We start from the raw sequence: 17,397 nt of genomic DNA, 5'->3' as shown, positions 1-17,397 counted from the left end.
TAGCGTTTTTGCTATCATCGGCTTCACGATCAGAATCATTGACCCGGACAGGGCAAGGACACACGATGAAATTTTCGCTGCTGAAGAAGTTGCTGGTTGCCGGCGTGATCGGCACGTCGTTCGCCGCGGCGACCGCGCACGCGGCCGACCTCCTCGACCAGGTCAAGCAACGCGGCACGCTGCGCGTCGGCCTCGAGGGTACGTTCCCGCCGTTCAACTCGAAGAGCCCGCAAGGCGAGCTCGTCGGCTTCGACGTCGACATCGCAAAGGCCGTCGCCGCGAAGCTCGGCGTGAAGGCCGAGTTCGTGACGACCGAATGGAGCGGCATCATCGCGGGCCTGCAGGCCGGCAAGTTCGACGTGATCGCCAACCAGGTCGGTATCACCGACAAGCGCAAGGAAACGCTCGACTTCTCGCCGGCGTACACGTACTCGTCCGCGCAGCTGATCCAGCGCAAGGACGACACGCGCCAGTTCAAGTCGCTGGAAGACCTGAAGGGCAAGAAGCTCGGCGTCGCGCTCGGCACGAACTACATGGACATGGCGAAATCGGTGCCGGGCATCGACGTGAAGACGTACCCGGGCGCGCCCGAGTACCTGCGCGATCTCGCGGCCGGCCGCCTCGACGCGGCGCTCAACGACCGCCTGATGCTCGCGTACCTGACGAAGAATTCGCAGCTGCCGCTGCGCCCGGGCGCGAACGTCGGTTCGGCGAACCCGTCGGGCATCCCGTTCAAGAAGGGCAACCCGAAGTTCCAGAAGGCGATCGACGACGCGATGGCGCAACTCGAGGCCGACGGCACGTTCACGAAGATCTCCGACAAGTGGTTCGGCATCGACGTGACGAAACCGATCAAGTAAGCACGCCTGCATTTCCCGCCTGACGGCGGGCCGGAAAGGGCGGCATCCGCAACGATGCCGCCCTTTGTTTTATCGGCCCGGTTTATGATTGCGCTTTCGCGCACGCATTCGATTCGCACTCCATGTCGACAACGTCCCTGCTCGTCCAATCGCTGCCGGTGCTCGCCCAGGGCGCCGTCCTGACCGTCAAGTTCGCCGTGCTGTCGATGGTGTTCGGCTTGCTTGGCGCCGTCGTGCTCGCGATGATGGGCATCCGGCAGAGCGAAGCGCTCGACGGCTTCGAGCGCATCTGGGTCAACGCGCTCGCGTGGCTGGCACGCGCGTACGTGAGCCTGATGCGCGGCACGCCGCTGCTCGTGCAGATCTTCGTCATCTATTACGGGCTGCCGAGCCTCGGCATCTCGCTCGATCCGACGCCGGCCGGCGTCATCGCGCTGTCCGCGAACGTCGCGGCCTACATGTCGGAAAGCATGCGCGGCGCGATCAACGGGATCGCGCGCGGCCAGTGGCTCGCCGCCTACAGCCTCGGGCTGTCGTGGGGGCAGACGCTCCGCTACGTGATCGGCCCGCAGGCGCTGCGCATCGCGGTGCCGAGCCTGTCGAACAGCCTGATCAGCCTGATCAAGGACACGTCGCTCGTGTCCGTGATCACCGTGACCGAACTGCTGCGCAGCGCGCAGGAAGTGATCGCGGCGACCTATCAGCCGCTGCCGCTCTATCTCGCCGCCGCGGCCGTGTACTGGGTCCTGTGCCAGATCCTCGAATGGGTGCAGCGCTGGTACGAAAAGCGCCTGTCGCTGCCGTCGCGGCACTGAGCCGCGCCGTTGCGCCGGGCCGCGGTCCCGGCGCCCGCCTTCCCGCCTGTTCCGTCTATTCGCCCGAATAACGCACACCGAGCACGGCGCGCGCCGCATCGGTCATCGCGATCATCTGCCGCGAATGGTCGTGCGTCATGATCGGGCTTTCGGTTTCGCCCGCGCGCAGCAGGTCGCAGAAATGCGCGGTTTCGTAGTTCAGCCCGCCGCCTTCGGCCCGCGCATCGAGTTCGACGGTACGCCCGTCCGCATAGCGGATCGTCGCGCGCTCGGGGTTCCACCACTTCTCGTGAATCGTCACGTGGCCGCCCGCCGCGGCGATCAGTGCATCGCCGCGCCCCATCACGTCGAGACCGCAAAAGAGCTGCGCGATCCCGCCGTTCGCATGCACGCTGTTCAGGCTCGCGAACAGGTCGACACCCGTCGCACCGACGCGGCCGAGCGTCTGCACGTCGCGCGCGGCGCCGAGCCAGTCGACGGCAAGAAACGCCTCGTAGATGCCGATGTCGAGCAACGCGCCGCCCGCACGATCGAGCCGATAGACGGAATGGTCCTCCGGCACCGACGACGATGCGCAGCCCGCCCGCACGAGCCGGATCTCGCCGATCGGATCGTCACGCAGGTGCGCACGCAATTGACGGTACAGCGGGAAGAATGGCGGCTTCATCGCCTCCATGAAGAGCAGCCCGGCATCGCGCGCGGCGTGCAGCACCGTGTCGAGTTGCGCGGCGTTCAGCGCCGCGGGTTTCTCGCACAGCACGGCCTTGCCGGCAGCCAGCGCGGCCAGCGTGTACTGCGCGTGACTGTCATGAAGCGTCGCGATGTAGACCGCGTCGATATCGCTCGCGAGGAGCGCGTCGAGGCTCGCGGCAGGCGTGCCGCCGTATGTCTCGCAGAAGGCGGCCGCTGCGTCGGCGCGGCGGGCCCAGGCGCCGGCGAGCGTGGCGGCCGGCACGTGGGCGAGGCTTTGCGCGAAGCGGCGCGCAATGCCGCCTGCACCGACGATGCCGAAGCGCACCGGGCGATGGTCGTTGTCGTTCATCCTGATCTTCCGTGTCGGTCGTATGACGGTAGCCGGCACGCTGCCGGCCGGCCGTCATGATAAACGGCCCGGCGGCACACGGATGAGCGACACGTGCCGCGTCAGGCACGCACCGGCACGTCGACCGAGAAATCGCGCGAAATCTCGTCCGCGCTGAAATCGATCAGCGCCAGCGACGCCGCTTCGGCTTCGCGCGGGTCGCGCCGCTCGATCGCATCGACGACCCGCGCATGCGCCTTCACCGCGATGTCGTGCGCGCCTTCCTTCTGCACGACGCGCGGATTCACGAGACGCACTGCTCCGCGCACGATCGCCGCCATCTGCTGGAAGAACTGGTTGCCGCTCGCCTGGACGATCCGCGTATGCAGCAGCTCGTCCGCCGTGTCGTAGCCGGGGTCGCCCGGCTGCAGCACCTTGAACGCGTCGAACGCTTCGCGAATGCCCGCAATGTCGGCCGCCGTCGCACGCACCGCCGCCTGCGCGGTCGCGCGTGGTTCGATCAGCATCCGGAATTCGATGACGTCGCGCATGAACTGCGGATCGGGCTTTGCCCGAAATCGCCAGCTCACGACGTCTTCGTCGATCATCCGCCAGTCGCGCATCGGCCGCACGCGCGTCCCGACTTTCGGACGCACGTCGAGCATGTCGCGCGCAAGCAACATCGATAACGCTTCCCGCATCACCGTGCGGCTCACATCGAACTCTTTCGACAGCACGTCCTGTGGCGGCAAGATGCCGCCGTACTTGTCTTCGACGATACCCGCGACAAGCCCATCCATCACTTTGGCGACCAGTGACCGGTCTTTGCCCTGCTCCATGACACCTCCCCGTGCGTCGATTTGCGAACACCTGCTCCGCAGTTCCGCCGGCCCTGGTTACTACTCTGTTCTTATGATCTATAAGTTGATGAGTTCGACGATATTTCGCTATCTGGTAAACACCTGACAGGGTTATCCCTCTTTTGAACGAGGTGATTTATACGGCTAAAAAAAAGGCCCGGGAAGCGCGCCGCGCCTGCCGGACCCCGGTTTCCACAAGATTTAACCATCCAATCCATGACGGCCGATACCGCGCCGTTACGGACTGCTTCTCATTCAGTTTTAGCCAGCCGGATAAACGATCGTTTCAACGCCGTTTTCCGTGCCAAGCAAGCACAGATTCGCGCCGCGTTCGGCGAACAGACCGACCGTCACGACGCCCGGCCATGCGTTCACCTGCGCTTCGAAACCGCGCGGATCGGCGATCTGCAGGCCCTTCACGTCGATGATCTCGTTGCCGTTGTCGGTGATGTAGGGCGCGCCGTCCTTCGTCACGCGCAGCACGGGCACGCCGCCGAGCGCGGTCACGCGCCGGCCGATCGCCGTGCGCGCCATCGGCACGACCTCGATCGGCAGCGGGAACGCGCCGAGCACCGGCACGCGCTTGCTGGCGTCCGCGATGCAGACGAACGTGTCGGCCACCGATGCGACGATCTTCTCGCGCGTCAGCGCGCCGCCGCCGCCCTTGATCATCGCGCCGCCGGCGTCGATCTCGTCGGCACCGTCGACGTACACCTGCAGCGACTCGATCTCGTTCAGGTCGAACACCTTGATGCCGTGCGATTTCAGGCGTTCGGTCGTCGCAATCGAGCTCGACACGGCGCCGCGATAGCGCGATTTGACGGCGGCGAGCGCGTCGATGAAGCAGTTGGCGGTCGAGCCGGTGCCGACACCGATCACGGCGCCTTCGGGCACGTTCTGGATCACGTAATCGGCGGCGGCCTGGCCGACGAGGCGTTTGAGTTCGTCTTGAGTCATGGCGTGGTAATGCTGCGGGATTGCGGAAAACCGCCAGTTTACCGGAGTCGGCGGACGTCCCCGCGTTTTTCGGCGTGCGCCGCGCCGCGTATTCAGGGTGTGTCGGCCGCCGGCGCGGGGTCCGCCGCTTGCGTGCCGGGGAAGTACTTGTCGAGCAGCGCCTGCGCGATCGCATCGCTTTCCGCGTCCGGATTGCCCGCGTAATCGGACGGCCGGAAATGCATCTGGAACGCCGCGAACACGCGCCGCGTACGCGTGTCGAGCACGCCGTCGGTCGGCACGTCGTAGCCGTAGCGCGCGAGCTTGAGCTGCAATTCGCGCACATCGACCGGCGCGTGCGGGTCGCGGCCCGCGAGCCGCGCGGCGACGGTCGCGTCGTCCGGCCATGCGCCGACGCCGGCTTGCGCGAGCGCATGCCACGGGAACAGCGGGCCGGGATCGATCTTGCGTTGAGGCGCGATATCGCTGTGCCCGACCACGCGCGTCGGCGGAATGCCGTAGCGCGCGACGATGTCCTTCGACAGGCGGGTCAGTGCGTCGACCTGTTCGGGCGAATATGGCTGCCAGGTGCGATGCTGCGGATCGAGCGGGCCGCGGTTCACGTTCTCGATGCCGATCGATACCGCGTTCAGTTCGGTCGTGCCCTGCCACTCGCTGACGCCCGCGTGCCACGCGCGCCGCACTTCCGGAACAAGCTGGTAGACGACGGGCATCCCGCGTTCGGCGCGCGGCTGCGGCGGGATGACGTAATGCACGCTGACCGAGTCGCCCGTCAACGTGCGCAGCGATTTCGTCTCGTCGCTTTCGGTGTAATGCATGACGAGAAAGCGGATCCGCGAATCGGCGCCGCGCGCGTGCAGGCTCGTGTCGGCGTAGTAGGTGCCGCGTTCGACGAGCGACGGCGACGTGCAGGCCGCCAGCAGGCCGAATACGGCGCAGCAGGCGCCAATACGAAACAGGGTCATCGGTCGCGGGTTCCGGAGAGCCGCGTGCCGCCTTGCATCGGGGCACGCGTCGTGCGGGTCATTCGACGCCCGCGCATCGCGCGCGGGACGGGCGGATCGGCCCCAGGTCAGCCCCGGGGTTCAGCCCGGAGGTTCAGCCCTTCACGCGCCGCTGGCGCACGGCTTCGTACAGGCAGACGCCGCTGGCGACCGATACGTTCAGGCTTTCCACGCTGCCGGCCATCGGGATGCTCATCACTTCGTCGCAGGTATCGCGCGTGAGCCGGCGCATGCCTTCGCCTTCCGCGCCCATCACGAGCGCGACCGGGCCGTCGAGCTTCGTTTCGTAGAGCGTCGCCGGCGCCTCGTCCGACGTGCCGATGATCCATACGCCCGCTTCCTTCAGCTCGCGCAGCGCGCGGGCGAGGTTCGTCACCGTGATGTACGGCACCGTGTCGGCCGCGCCGCTCGCCACCTTGGCCGCGGTCGCGTTCAGGCCGACCGCGCGGTCACGCGGTGCGATCACCGCATGTGCGCCGGCCGAATCGGCGACTCGCAGGCATGCGCCGAGGTTGTGCGGATCGGTGACACCGTCGAGCACGAGCAGCAGCGCGGGCCCGTTGATGCCGTCGAGCAGCTCGGAGAGGTTCTGCGCAAGCGGCATGTCCTCGACGCGTGCGACGACGCCCTGGTGACGCTCGGTATGCGCGAGGCCCCACAGGCGCGTTTCGTCGGCTGCGATCAGCCGCACGCCCGCTTCCTTCGCGGCGTGCAGGAAGTCCTGCATGCGGCGGTCGCGGCGCGTCTGGTCGTACAGCACCTCCGCCACCGTCGATGCATCGTGCCGCAAACGTGCGGTCACCGCATGAAAACCGTAAAGAACCTTCAGACGTGACATGACTGGAACAACCTTCGATCAAACGTGCGGCCGCGCGACGTGCGCAGCCGCGATCCATGGAAAAGGAAAGCGCCGCGTGGCCGGCCGATGACCGGTGACGCGGCGTCTCTCGATACTGCAGGGCGTGCGCGTACGCCGCCCCGAACACTCAATACTTCTTGCGGGCGCGCGCCTTCTTCGCAGTCGGCTTCGCGGGTGCGCCACCGCCGGCACCGCCGCTCTTCTTCTTCGCGGCGCCACGCGCGGCGCGCGCTTCCTGCACCGCGACGCTCGGCGCGCTCGCGGCCTTCTTGCGACGCGGCACGGTTTCCTCCACCGGCGGCAGCGCACGCACGCGCGGGCCATTGCCGCTGCCGTTGCCGTTGCGATCGATGCCGGCAGCTGGCGCGGGCGACGGACGCGGCGCCTTCACCGGCGTATCGCGCACGAGGCGGAAATCGATCTTGCGCGCATCGAGATCGACGCGGCTCACCTGCACGCGCACGCGATCCGACAGGCGATAGCGGATGCCCGTGCGTTCGCCGCGCAGCTCGTTCTTGATCTCGTCGTACTGGAAGTAGTCCGAGCCGAGTTCCGTCACGTGCACGAGCCCTTCGATGAACAGCGTGTCGAGCTGCACGAAGATGCCGAACGACGTCACGCCGTTCACCATCCCGCCATACTCCTCGCCGAGCTTGTCGCGCATGAAGTAGCACTTGAGCCACGCTTCGACGTCGCGCGACGCCTCGTCCGCACGGCGCTCGTTCGCCGAGCAGTGCAAGCCGAGCTCTTCCCAGATCGCCGTGTTCGAGCGCGAGCGGTTGCGCGCTTCGTCGTCGGCCTGCTGCATCGCGCGGGCGCGCGGCGACAGCGCGGTGTTCAGCTCGAAGCCTTCCGGCGCCTTCGGCGTGTACTTCTTGCCCGACAGGATCGCGTAGATCGCACGGTGCGTGAGCAGGTCCGGATAGCGGCGGATCGGGCTCGTGAAGTGCGCGTACGCCTCGTACGCGAGGCCGAAGTGACCGATGTTGTCCGGACTGTAGACCGCCTGCTGCATCGAGCGCAGCAGCATCGGCTGTAGCATCTGCGCGTCCGGCCGGTCGCGGATCTGCGCCATCAGCGCCGCGTAGTCGCTCGCATGCGGCTTGTCGCCGCCGCCGAGCGACAGGCCCATGCCGCGCAGGAACGCGCGCAGGTTCTCGAGCTTCTCCGGCGTCGGCCCCGCGTGCACGCGGTACAGGCCCGGATGCTTGTTGCGCTTCAGGAAATCGGCCGCGCAGACGTTCGCGGCCAGCATGCATTCCTCGATCAGCTTGTGCGCGTCGTTGCGCTGGCGCGGCACGATCTGCTCGATCTTGCCCTGCGAGTTGCAGACGATGTAGGTCTCGGTCGTGTCGAAGTCGATCGCACCGCGCTTTTGACGGGCGGCGAACAGCGACTTGTAGACGCCGTACAGATCCTGCAGGTGCGGCAGCAGATCGGCGCGGCGCGCGGCCTCCGGCCCCTTCGTGTTCGACAGCACGGCCGCGACTTCGGTGTACGTGAGGCGCGCCGCCGAATGGATCACGGCCGGGTAGAACTGGTAGGCCTTGATCTCGCCGCGCGCGGTGATCACCATGTCGCACGCGAGCACGCAGCGATCGACCTGCGGATTCAGCGAACAGAGGCCGTTCGACAGCTTCTCCGGCAGCATCGGAATCACGCGACGCGGGAAGTAGACCGACGTGCTGCGCTCGAGCGCGTCGGCGTCGAGCCCGCTACCCGGCTGTACGTAGTGCGACACGTCGGCGATCGCGACGATCAACCGGAAGCCGTCGCCGCGGCCGACCTTGACCGGCTCGCAGTAGACGGCATCGTCGAAGTCGCGGGCGTCCTCGCCGTCGATCGTCACGAGCGGCACGTCGCGCAGGTCGACGCGGAAACGCAGGTCGGCCGGGCGCACCTTGTCGGGCAGCGCCGCGGCTTCGTCGAGCGCCGGCTGGCTGAATTCGTGCGGCACGCCGTACTTGCGCACCGCGATTTCGATTTCCATGCCCGGATCGTCGATATCGCCGAGCACTTCGACGACACGGCCGAGCGGCTGCGAATGACGGCTCGGGAAATCGGTCAGTTCGACGACGACGACCTGCCCGACCTTCGCCTTCTTCACGTTCTGCGTGATCAGGATGTCGTGGCCGATGCGCTTGTCTTCCGGCGCGACGATCAGCGCACCGTTCTCGTTCAGCAGGCGACCGATTACGCGCTTGTTCGCGCGTTCGGTGACTTCGACGACGTGCCCTTCCGGCCGGCCGCGGCGATCGTAGCCGACGATCCGCGCGAGCACGCGGTCGTTGTGCATCACTTTCTGCATTTCGCCGTTCGGCAAGAACAGGTCGTCCTGGCCGTCGTCGCGAATCACGAACCCGTAGCCGTCGCGATGCCCCTGCACGCGACCGGCGACGAAATTCGACGGATGGGTCAACTGGTAGTGGCCACGCTTGTCGAGGCGGATCTGGCCGTCGCGCTCCATCGCGGCGACACGCCGGAAGAACCCCTCGCGCTCTTGACGCTTGATCGACAGGGCTTCTGCGATGTCGTTGGCGGCCAGCGGCGCGTCGCTCGTACGCAGCACGCCGAGAATCTCTTCACGGCTCGGAATGGGGTACGGATATTTGCTCAAGGGTTTGTCGATGATTGTTCTCGTTGCGTTGACTGATGGTGCACGGCATCAACATAGAGGTGTCCGTCAGACAGTTCTATATTGACGGCGGCGGGTCATTCTATCACCCGCCTGTGTCGCCAAAAGACGGGAATGCCGCCAGCACGCGCGGCGACGGCCTGTTTGCGATGCATCGCAAAAAAGTGTTGACAGGGTTAATTGGGGCGCTATAATTTCGCTTCTTTGCAGCAAGCAGCTACTGCAAAACGTGCCCAGGTGGCGGAATTGGTAGACGCACTAGGTTCAGGTCCTAGCGGTGGCAACATCGTGGAGGTTCGAGTCCTCTCCTGGGCACCACTTGATTTATAAAAAAGGTCGGCTTTTGCCGGCCTTTTTTCATTTCGGCGCTTGCATCGCGAGTGCCCGTCCTCGGCCCTTATGTCGGCCGCTCCGATCGATAGCAGAATTTATCGGTTATCAATCGCCCTCCCCGTTGTTACGTTAGCCGCCTCGCTTTCAACGCATCCAACGAGGAGCACCCCTCATGACGTCGATGAACCGCCGCGCATTCGCGCGCGCGATGCTGGCCGCGGGCCTCGCTGCCGCCGGTGTCCGCGCGCACGCCGAGAACGCGCCGGCCACGCTGCGCATCGGTTACCAGAAGTCGTCGACGCTGATCACGCTGCTCAAGACGCGCGGCACACTCGAGCAGGCGCTGACGCCGCTCGGCCTGCGCGTGTCATGGCATGAATTCGCGAGCGGATTGCCGCTGACCGAAGCGCTCAACGTCGGCGCCGTCGACTTCAGCGCGGACGTGGCCGATACGGTGCCGGTCTTCGCGCAGGCCGCGCATGCGCGTTTCGTGTACGTCGCGCAGGAGGCACCTTCGCCGAAGGCGCAGGCGATCGTCGTCAAGCAGGACAGCGCGCTGCGCACGCTCGCCGATCTCAACGGCCGGCGTATCGCGGTCACGAAGGCGGCCGGCAGCCACTACCTGCTGCTTGCCGCGCTCGCCCGCGCGAAGCTCGCGCCCGCCGACGTGGCGATCCATTACCTGACACCCGCGGACGGCCGCGCCGCGTTCGAGCGCGGCAGCGTCGACGCATGGATCACGTGGGATCCGTATGTCGCGTCGGTCGACCGGAATCCCGACGTACGGATTCTGGCCGACGGCGACGGACTCGCGTCGTACCAACGCTACTACCTCGCGTCGAGCAGTTTCGCCGCCGCGCGCCCCGATGTCATCCAGATCCTGTTCGACCAACTGTCGCAGGCCGGCGCTTGGCTACGCGACCATCCGCAGGAGGCCGCGAACACGCTCGCGCCGATCTGGGGGCTCGATGCCGCGACGATCGCACGTGCGAATGCGCGACGCAGCTATCTCGTCCGCGCGGTGGTCACGCAAAACTTCGGTGAACAGCAGAAGATCGCCGACACGTTCCTTGCGGCCGGGCTGCTGCCCGCCCGCGTCGATACGAGCCAGGCGCAGCGCTGGAATTTCACGACGAAGCGCGCGGAGCCGGTTGGCGCGTGACGGTCGGCGGCGCAAGGCGCGCAATATTTTTGCCGCTCCGGATGAAATTGTGTTGACAGACTTCGCCGGCACGCTACAATAGCGGTCTTCGCACTGCAGTAAGCGAAACGTGCCCAGGTGGCGGAATTGGTAGACGCACTAGGTTCAGGTCCTAGCGGTGGCAACATCGTGGAGGTTCGAGTCCTCTCCTGGGCACCATCTGTTTTCTAAAAAGGTCGGCTTTTGCCGGCCTTTTTTCATTGCCGGTGCACAAATCGATATGCGTGCTCGCGTCGACGCATTTACCCCGCCGACATCACACCGCACATCGATAAGGCGCGTCAGCCGTCACGGGCCATGCACTCGCCGGTTCGGCAATCAAGCCACCCAGATTGATATTTTCGTCCGCCCCTCAAATTCTGTTGACAGATTCTCCGGGCACGCTAGAATAGCGGTCTTCGCACTGCAGCAAGCGAAACGTGCCCAGGTGGCGGAATTGGTAGACGCACTAGGTTCAGGTCCTAGCGGTGGCAACATCGTGGAGGTTCGAGTCCTCTCCTGGGCACCACTTGATTTATAAAAAGGTCGGCTTTTGCCGGCCTTTTTTCATTTCGGCCCAGGAAGTAAAGCGCCTGCGCGCTTTGCGCGAGGACTCGAAAGGCTGCGCTTGCAAGCGCAGTCGGGGTCGCGCATGTGTGACCGAGTCCTCTCCTGGGCACCATCTGTTTTCTAAAAAGGTCGGCTTCTAGCCGGCCTTTTTTCATTTCCGGCCCCGGAATCGGACATGCTCGCGGAATTTCCGTATCGCGATCTATCCCCCTCTCATCGCCCCGCCCCGCAGTGCTTCGATCGGTTCAGCACCCTCATTCCTTCACTTCACTCCGCTCCGCACGAATCTCCCGTCGTAGAAAAACCGGGATTTCCCTAGGCTGACAGGCCGTCGCTCACGCGGTTAAATAAATCAACGTGATTTATTTAATGCGCCGCCGAACGGCGCACCATGGAAGGAGACGCCATGAGAAGCCCGCACTTCGGCCAGGGAAGCAATTCGGCCAACGTGCGCCGTTACAACGAGCGCCTGCTGCTGAAGACGCTGCGCCGCGCCGGCAGCGCGTCGAAGGCCGACCTCGCCCGTCTCGCGAACATGACGGGCACGGCGGTCGGCAGCATCATCGGGTCGCTCGCCGACGCGAAGCTGATCGAATTCGCTGGCCGCACCGAAGGCCAGCGTGGCCAGCCCGCTTCGCTGATCCGCGTCGATCCGCGCGGTGCGTTCGGCATCGGCGTCCATCTCGACCGGATGCGCATCGAGACGGCGCTCGTCAACTTCGCGGGCGACGTGCTCGGCCGCCGCTCGCACGACACGCTGCTTCCCCCGCCCGCCGACGTGCTCGAGATCGTGCGTCACGATATCGACGCGATGCAGGCCCTCCTCCCCGACCATGAACGCGCGCGCCTGACCGGCGTCGGCGTCGCGCAGCCGTACAACCTCGGCGCGTGGATGCGCGAGCTCGGCCTCGCGCCCGACACGTTCCGCGCGTGGGAAGACGTCGATTTCGCGGCCGACCTCGGCCGCACGCTGTCGCTGCCCGTCTTCGGCGAGAACGACGGCAACGCGGCCGCGATCGCCGAACTGTTCTACGGATACGGCCGGCAGTGCGACGACTTCGTCTACCTGTTCATCGGGCCGGCGATCGGCGGCGGCATCGCGATCGACGGCGACTGCCTGCGCGGCGTGACCGGCAATGCCGGCGACATCGCGGTGATTCCGGTGCCGCCGAGCCGGCTGGCCTCCGCGCCGCCGCCGCGCGGCCCGTGGGACATCCTGCTCGCACGCGCCTCGCTGCATGCGCTCGTGCGCCACCTGCGCCATCACGGCGAGACGGTCGAGAACCGCGCCGATCTCGAAGCCTGCATCGCCCGCGGCCTGCCGGCCGTCGACGAATGGATCGACGACTGCGTCGACGCGCTCGCACCGGCGCTGCGCGCGGTGCTGTGCGTGATCGACGCGCCGGTGGTCGTGCTCGACGCCGACACCGACGCGGGCCTGCTCGACGCGGTCACGACCCGCCTGCGCGCGGCGCTCGTGGCCACCGCGCCCGAGGCCCGCGGCACGCCCGTGCTCGTGCGCGGCACGTTCGGCGCCGACGCCGGCGCGATCGGCGCCGCCACGCTGCCGATGTTTTTCAACTTCTCCCCGCGGGCCGGCATCCTCAAGGGCGCCCGCACCGATTTGCAGGAGGTCCACCATGTCGCGTTCTGAGTCGCCCCGCCCGCTGCTCGAGATGCGCGGGATCAGCAAGACGTTCCCGGCCGTACGCGCGCTCGACAACGTCAGCCTGACCGTCTATCCGGGCGAAATCCATTCGCTGATGGGCGAGAACGGCGCGGGCAAATCGACGCTGATGAAGATCCTGTCGGGCGCCTACCGCGCCGACGCCGGCGGCGAGATCCTGATCGACGGCCAACGCATCGAGATCGACGGCCCGCTCGCCGCACGCGATGCCGGCGTCGCGGTGATCTACCAGGAGCTGTGCCTGTCGCCGAACCTGACCGTCGCGGAAAACATCTACGTCGGCCGCGAACTGCGCCGCGGCAACCGGCGCTGGGGCACGATCGACCGCGCGGCGATGGCGCGCGGCTGCCAGGACGTGCTCGCACGCCTGGGTGCCCCGTTCGGGCCCGACACGCTCGTCGACACGCTGTCGATCGCCGAACAGCAGCTCGTCGAAATCGCCCGCGCCGTGCATACCCGCGCCCGCATCCTCGTGATGGACGAGCCGACCACGCCGCTGTCGTCGCGCGAAACCGAACACCTGTTCCGCCTGATCCGCCAGTTGCGCGAGGAAGGCCTCGCGATCATCTACATCAGCCACCGGATGGCGGAGATCTACGAGCTGTCCGACCGCGTGTCGGTGCTGCGCGACGGCGCGTACGTCGGCACGCTGGAGCGCGCGTCGCTGTCGGCCGAGCGGCTCGTCGCGATGATGGTCGGCCGCGACATCTCCGGTTTCTACAAGAAGGAACACGCGCCGTACGACCCCGGCCACCTGCTGCTGTCGGTCCGCGACATCGCCGACGGCGCGCGCGTGCGCGGCTGCAGCCTCGACCTGCATGCCGGCGAAGTGCTCGGCATCGCAGGGCTCGTCGGCGCGGGCCGCACCGAGCTCGCGCGGCTGATCTTCGGGGCCGAACCACGCGTGCGCGGCGACGTGAAGCTGGGCGAGCGCACGTTCGGCGCGCACTCGCCGCGCGACGCGATCGACGCGGGCCTCGTCTACCTGACCGAGGACCGCAAGCGCCAGGGCCTGTTCCTCGACATGAGCGTGCGCGACAACATCAACATCTCGGTGTGCAACCGCGATGCGCGGCTCGGTGCGCTCGACCTCGCGCGCGGCGCCGAACGGGCGCGCGACGCCATCGCGTCACTGTCGATCCGGGTGCCGCACGCGAACGTCAACGTCGGCGCGCTGTCCGGCGGCAACCAGCAGAAAGTGCTGCTGTCGCGCCTGCTCGAGACGAAGCCGCGCGTGCTGATTCTCGACGAACCGACACGCGGCGTCGACATCGGCGCGAAATCCGAGATCTACCGGATCATCAACGAACTGGCCCGTGCCGGCGTGGGCGTCATCGTGATCTCGAGCGAACTGCCGGAAATCATCGGCGTCGCCGACCGCGTGCTCGTGATGCGCGAAGGCGAGATCGCAGGCGAACTCGGCGGCCACACGCATACGCCGATCACGCAGGAAGCAATCATCGCGCTCGCCACCGGCTCGCAGGCCGAACTGGCCGACGCGCACTGAGCGCCGCCCCTTTTCATTTCACTCTCACATTCAGGCTACCGAAATGATCAACCCGACCAAGCAGCGGAACCTCGCTTCCGCGACCGCCCACCCGGTCGCCAACCGTACGCCCCTGATGCGCGGCGCCGATCATCGCGCCCGCATGCAATCGCTGATCCGCACGGCCGGCATGCTGCCGGTGCTGCTGGTCCTGTGCGTCGGCTTCGGCTTCCTGACCGACGGCTTCTTTACGTTGCAGAACCTGTCGATCGTCACGCAGCAGGCGTCGATCAACATCGTGCTCGCCGCCGGCATGACGTTCGTGATCCTGACGGGCGGCATCGACCTGTCGGTCGGCTCGGTGCTCGCCGCCGCGGCCGTCGCGGCGCTCATCGCGTCGACCATTCCCGGCTGGGGCTGGCTCGGCGTGCCGTTCGCGCTCGTCGTCGGCCTCGTGTTCGGCGCGATCAACGGCGGGCTGATCTCGTTCCTGCGCCTGCCGCCGTTCATCGTCACGCTCGGCGCGATGACGGCCGTGCGCGGCATCGCGCGCCTGATCGGCAACGACACGACCGTGTTCAACCCGCAACTGCCGTTCGCGTTCATCGGCAACGGCTCGATCCTCGGCGTGCCGTGGCTCGTCGTGATCGCGTGCGCGGTGATCGCGATCTCGTGGTTCATCCTGCGCCGCACGGTGCTCGGGATGCGGATCTATTCGGTCGGCGGCAACCCGGAAGCCGCACGTCTGTCGGGCATCAACGTACGGGCGATCCAGATGTTCGTGTATGCGGCGTCGGGCCTGCTCGCCGGCCTCGGCGCGGTGATGTCGGCCGCGCGCCTGTATGCGGCCAACGGCCTGCAGCTCGGCCAGTCGTACGAGCTCGACGCGATCGCCGCGGTGATCCTCGGCGGCACGAGCTTCGTCGGCGGCGTCGGCTCGATCGTCGGCACGCTGATCGGCGCGCTGATCATCGCGGTGCTGACCAATGGGCTCGTGCTGCTCGGCGTGTCCGATATCTGGCAATACATCATCAAGGGGCTGGTGATCATCGGCGCGGTCGCGCTCGACCGCTATCGCCAGCGCGACTCGGCCCGTACTTGACTCCCTTCCCTCATCGTTCAACCATCGGCGCGCAGGCAGGTCCTCCTGCGCGCGTTCACCAACAGACCTCACGGAGACACAACGACATGTTCAAGCACACCGCCGCCCTGACCGCCGTCGCCTGCGCACTCGCCTTCGGCGCTGCCGCCGCCCATGCAGCCGACAAGCCGCTGAAATCGATCGGCGTCACGGTCGGCTCGCTCGGCAACCCGTACTTCGTCACGATCGTGAAAGGCGCCGAAGCGCGCGCGAAGCAGCTCAACCCGAATGCGAAAGTCACGGCCGTCTCGGCCGACTACGACCTGAACAAGCAGTTCACACAGATCGACAACTTCATCTCCGCGCACGTCGACATGATCCTGCTCAACGCGACCGACCCGAAGGCGATCGAGCCGGCGGTGAAGAAGGCGCAGGCGGCCGGCATCACGGTCGTCGCGGTGGACGTCGCGGCGGCCGGCGCGAACGCGACCGTGCAGACCAACAACGTGAAGGCCGGCGAACTCGCGTGCGACTACCTCGCGAAGAAGCTGAACGGCAAGGGCAACGTGATCATCGAGAACGGCCCGCAGGTGTCGGCCGTGATCGATCGCGTGAACGGCTGCAAGGCCGTGCTCGCGAAAAACGCCGGCATCAAGCTGCTGTCGAGCGACCAGGACGGCAAGGGCTCCCGCGAAGGCGGGATGAACGCGATGCAGGGCTACCTGACGCGCTTTCCGAAGCTCGACGGCGTGTTCACGATCAACGACCCGCAGGCGATCGGCAGCGATCTCGCGGCGAAACAGCTGAACCGCCCGAACATCGTGATCACGTCGGTCGACGGCGCGCCCGACATCGAGGTCGCACTCAAGTCGAACACGCTCGTGCAAGCGTCGTCGAGCCAGGACCCGTGGGCGATGGCGCAGCAAGCCGTCAACGTCGGCTACGGGATCATGAACGGCCAGAAGCCAGCCAATCCGATGATCCTGATCGAGCCGACGCTGATCACGCGCGACAACGTGAAGACCTACAAGGGCTGGAGCTCCCCGCGCTGATCACGCCGATCTCCCGCGAGGCCGGGCGGTGCCGGGCCGCGTCGCCGCGTGCGACGCCCCGCACCGCCCGGCTGTTCAGATTCAGATCAACCGCTGTACGGCCGCGCGCGATGCCGCGGCACAAGGTTTCCACATGACGACGACGTTTCCCCGCCTGATCGTGTTCGGCGAAGCGCTGACCGATTTCATCCGCGACGACGCGCAGCACTGGCACAGCGTCGCCGGCGGCTCGTGCTGGAACGTCGCGCGCGTCGGCGCGCGACTCGGCGTGCCGACGGCCTTCGCCGGTACGGTCAGCCGCGACACCTTCGGCGACGAGCTGATGCGCAAGAGCGCCGACGCGGGACTCGACATGCGTTTCATCCGGCAAGTCGACCGCGCACCGCTGCTCGCGATGGTCGTCTCGAAGCAGCCGCCCCACTATTTCTTCATCGGCGAAAACAGCGCCGATCTCGCGTTCGATCCGGCCGACTTGCCGGCCGGCGCGTTCGACGCGGCCGACATCGTGCACGTCGGCTCGCTGGGCGTCGTGCGCGAGCCGCTCGCGTCGCGCCTGATCGAACTCGCGCAGGCCGCACGGGCGGCCGGCAAGCGGATCTCGTTCGATCCGAACTTCCGTGCGCCGATGGCCGCGCCGTCGTATCGCGACACGCTGCGCCGGCTGACCGCGCTCGCCGACTGGATCAAGGTATCCGACGAGGATCTGCGCGGGCTGTTTCCCGAACTCGACGAAGCGGCCGCGCTCGCGCAGTTGCGTGCATGGGCGCCCGACGCGACGATGCTCGTCACGCGCGGCGCAGCCGGCATGCAGCTGCTGCATCGCGATACCGAGCTGTTCCAGCCGGCGTTTCCGGCCGAGGTGGCCGACACGGTCGGCTGCGGCGATGCGAGCATCGGCGGCTGGCTCGCGAGCCAGCTCGCCCGCCCCGAGGCATCGGCCGCCGAGCATCTGCGCTACGCGGCCGCGTGCGCGGCCGTCGCTTGTGAACATGCAGGC

General features: G+C 66.8%; 14 protein-coding genes and 3 tRNA genes. 11 read left to right on the top strand and 6 right to left on the bottom strand.

The window, feature by feature from the left end:
• The first annotated feature begins 65 nt into the window (after positions 1-65).
• On the top strand, positions 66-860 hold the full coding sequence (locus AP428_RS04970; RefSeq protein WP_006476115.1) for a cystine ABC transporter substrate-binding protein: 795 nt from the start codon (positions 66-68) through the stop codon (positions 858-860).
• Between the two features lie 122 nt (positions 861-982).
• Positions 983-1,675 (top strand): amino acid ABC transporter permease, encoded by a 693-nt coding sequence (locus AP428_RS04965; RefSeq protein ID WP_012328406.1) that lies wholly within the window; start codon positions 983-985, stop codon positions 1,673-1,675.
• A gap of 55 nt (positions 1,676-1,730) precedes the next feature.
• Here AP428_RS04965 and AP428_RS04960 read toward each other — a convergent pair whose 3' ends face one another.
• The 6 genes from AP428_RS04960 to rnr form a co-directional block, all read right to left on the bottom strand.
• Positions 1,731-2,717: a Gfo/Idh/MocA family protein gene (locus tag AP428_RS04960; protein WP_054927704.1), complete on the bottom strand. Its 987-nt coding sequence runs from the start codon at positions 2,715-2,717 to the stop codon at positions 1,731-1,733.
• A 101-nt stretch (positions 2,718-2,818) separates the two neighbouring features.
• Positions 2,819-3,535 carry a FadR/GntR family transcriptional regulator gene (locus AP428_RS04955; RefSeq protein WP_006476118.1) on the bottom strand — a complete coding sequence of 239 codons (717 nt, stop codon included), beginning with the start codon at positions 3,533-3,535 and terminating at the stop codon, positions 2,819-2,821.
• Positions 3,536-3,817: 282 nt separating this feature from the next.
• The gene (gene rpiA / locus AP428_RS04950) at positions 3,818-4,513 is read right to left on the bottom strand and encodes a ribose-5-phosphate isomerase RpiA (RefSeq protein ID WP_006476119.1); all 696 of its coding nucleotides are present in this window, start codon (positions 4,511-4,513) and stop codon (positions 3,818-3,820) included.
• A 92-nt stretch (positions 4,514-4,605) separates the two neighbouring features.
• Positions 4,606-5,478: an N-acetylmuramoyl-L-alanine amidase gene (locus AP428_RS04945; protein ID WP_054927703.1), complete on the bottom strand. Its 873-nt coding sequence runs from the start codon at positions 5,476-5,478 to the stop codon at positions 4,606-4,608.
• 133 nt (positions 5,479-5,611) lie between these two features.
• Entirely contained in the window at positions 5,612-6,355 is a 744-nt protein-coding gene (rlmB, locus tag AP428_RS04940) for a 23S rRNA (guanosine(2251)-2'-O)-methyltransferase RlmB (RefSeq protein WP_023474772.1), read from the bottom strand.
• Positions 6,356-6,503: 148 nt separating this feature from the next.
• Positions 6,504-8,993: a ribonuclease R gene (gene rnr / locus AP428_RS04935; RefSeq protein ID WP_054927702.1), complete on the bottom strand. Its 2,490-nt coding sequence runs from the start codon at positions 8,991-8,993 to the stop codon at positions 6,504-6,506.
• 249 nt (positions 8,994-9,242) lie between these two features.
• On the opposite strand from rnr, the gene AP428_RS04930 reads away from it, so the two are divergent.
• The 9 genes from AP428_RS04930 to AP428_RS04890 all read left to right on the top strand — a co-directional run.
• Positions 9,243-9,329 (top strand) — tRNA-Leu (locus AP428_RS04930).
• A gap of 187 nt (positions 9,330-9,516) precedes the next feature.
• Positions 9,517-10,506, top strand: coding sequence for an aliphatic sulfonate ABC transporter substrate-binding protein (locus AP428_RS04925; protein WP_011545299.1), 990 nt, complete (start codon positions 9,517-9,519; stop codon positions 10,504-10,506).
• Positions 10,507-10,617: 111 nt separating this feature from the next.
• Positions 10,618-10,704, top strand: a tRNA-Leu gene (locus AP428_RS04920).
• 262 nt (positions 10,705-10,966) lie between these two features.
• Positions 10,967-11,053: transfer RNA gene (locus AP428_RS04915), tRNA-Leu, on the top strand.
• A 447-nt stretch (positions 11,054-11,500) separates the two neighbouring features.
• Positions 11,501-12,748, top strand: coding sequence for an ROK family protein (locus AP428_RS04910; protein WP_054927808.1), 1,248 nt, complete (start codon positions 11,501-11,503; stop codon positions 12,746-12,748).
• Positions 12,735-14,288 (top strand): sugar ABC transporter ATP-binding protein, encoded by a 1,554-nt coding sequence (locus tag AP428_RS04905; protein ID WP_054927701.1) that lies wholly within the window; start codon positions 12,735-12,737, stop codon positions 14,286-14,288. Before AP428_RS04910 ends, AP428_RS04905 begins: the two co-directional genes overlap by 14 nt.
• A 43-nt stretch (positions 14,289-14,331) precedes the next feature.
• Complete coding sequence (locus AP428_RS04900; protein WP_054927700.1) at positions 14,332-15,369, top strand: ribose ABC transporter permease; 1,038 nt, start codon at positions 14,332-14,334, stop codon at positions 15,367-15,369.
• An 86-nt stretch (positions 15,370-15,455) separates the two neighbouring features.
• Positions 15,456-16,400, top strand: coding sequence for an ABC transporter substrate-binding protein (locus AP428_RS04895; RefSeq protein WP_023474777.1), 945 nt, complete (start codon positions 15,456-15,458; stop codon positions 16,398-16,400).
• Positions 16,401-16,533: 133 nt separating this feature from the next.
• Positions 16,534-17,397, top strand: an 864-nt coding sequence (locus tag AP428_RS04890; protein ID WP_054927807.1) for a carbohydrate kinase, incomplete at its 3' end; no start/stop codon positions are given.

It is taken from the genome of Burkholderia sp. E168m22, assembly GCF_001319805.1.
Lineage (GTDB): Bacteria > Pseudomonadota > Gammaproteobacteria > Burkholderiales > Burkholderiaceae > Burkholderia > Burkholderia orbicola.
Note: the sequence above shows the minus strand (reverse complement) of the source record. Positions and strands in the feature narration are given on the sequence as shown.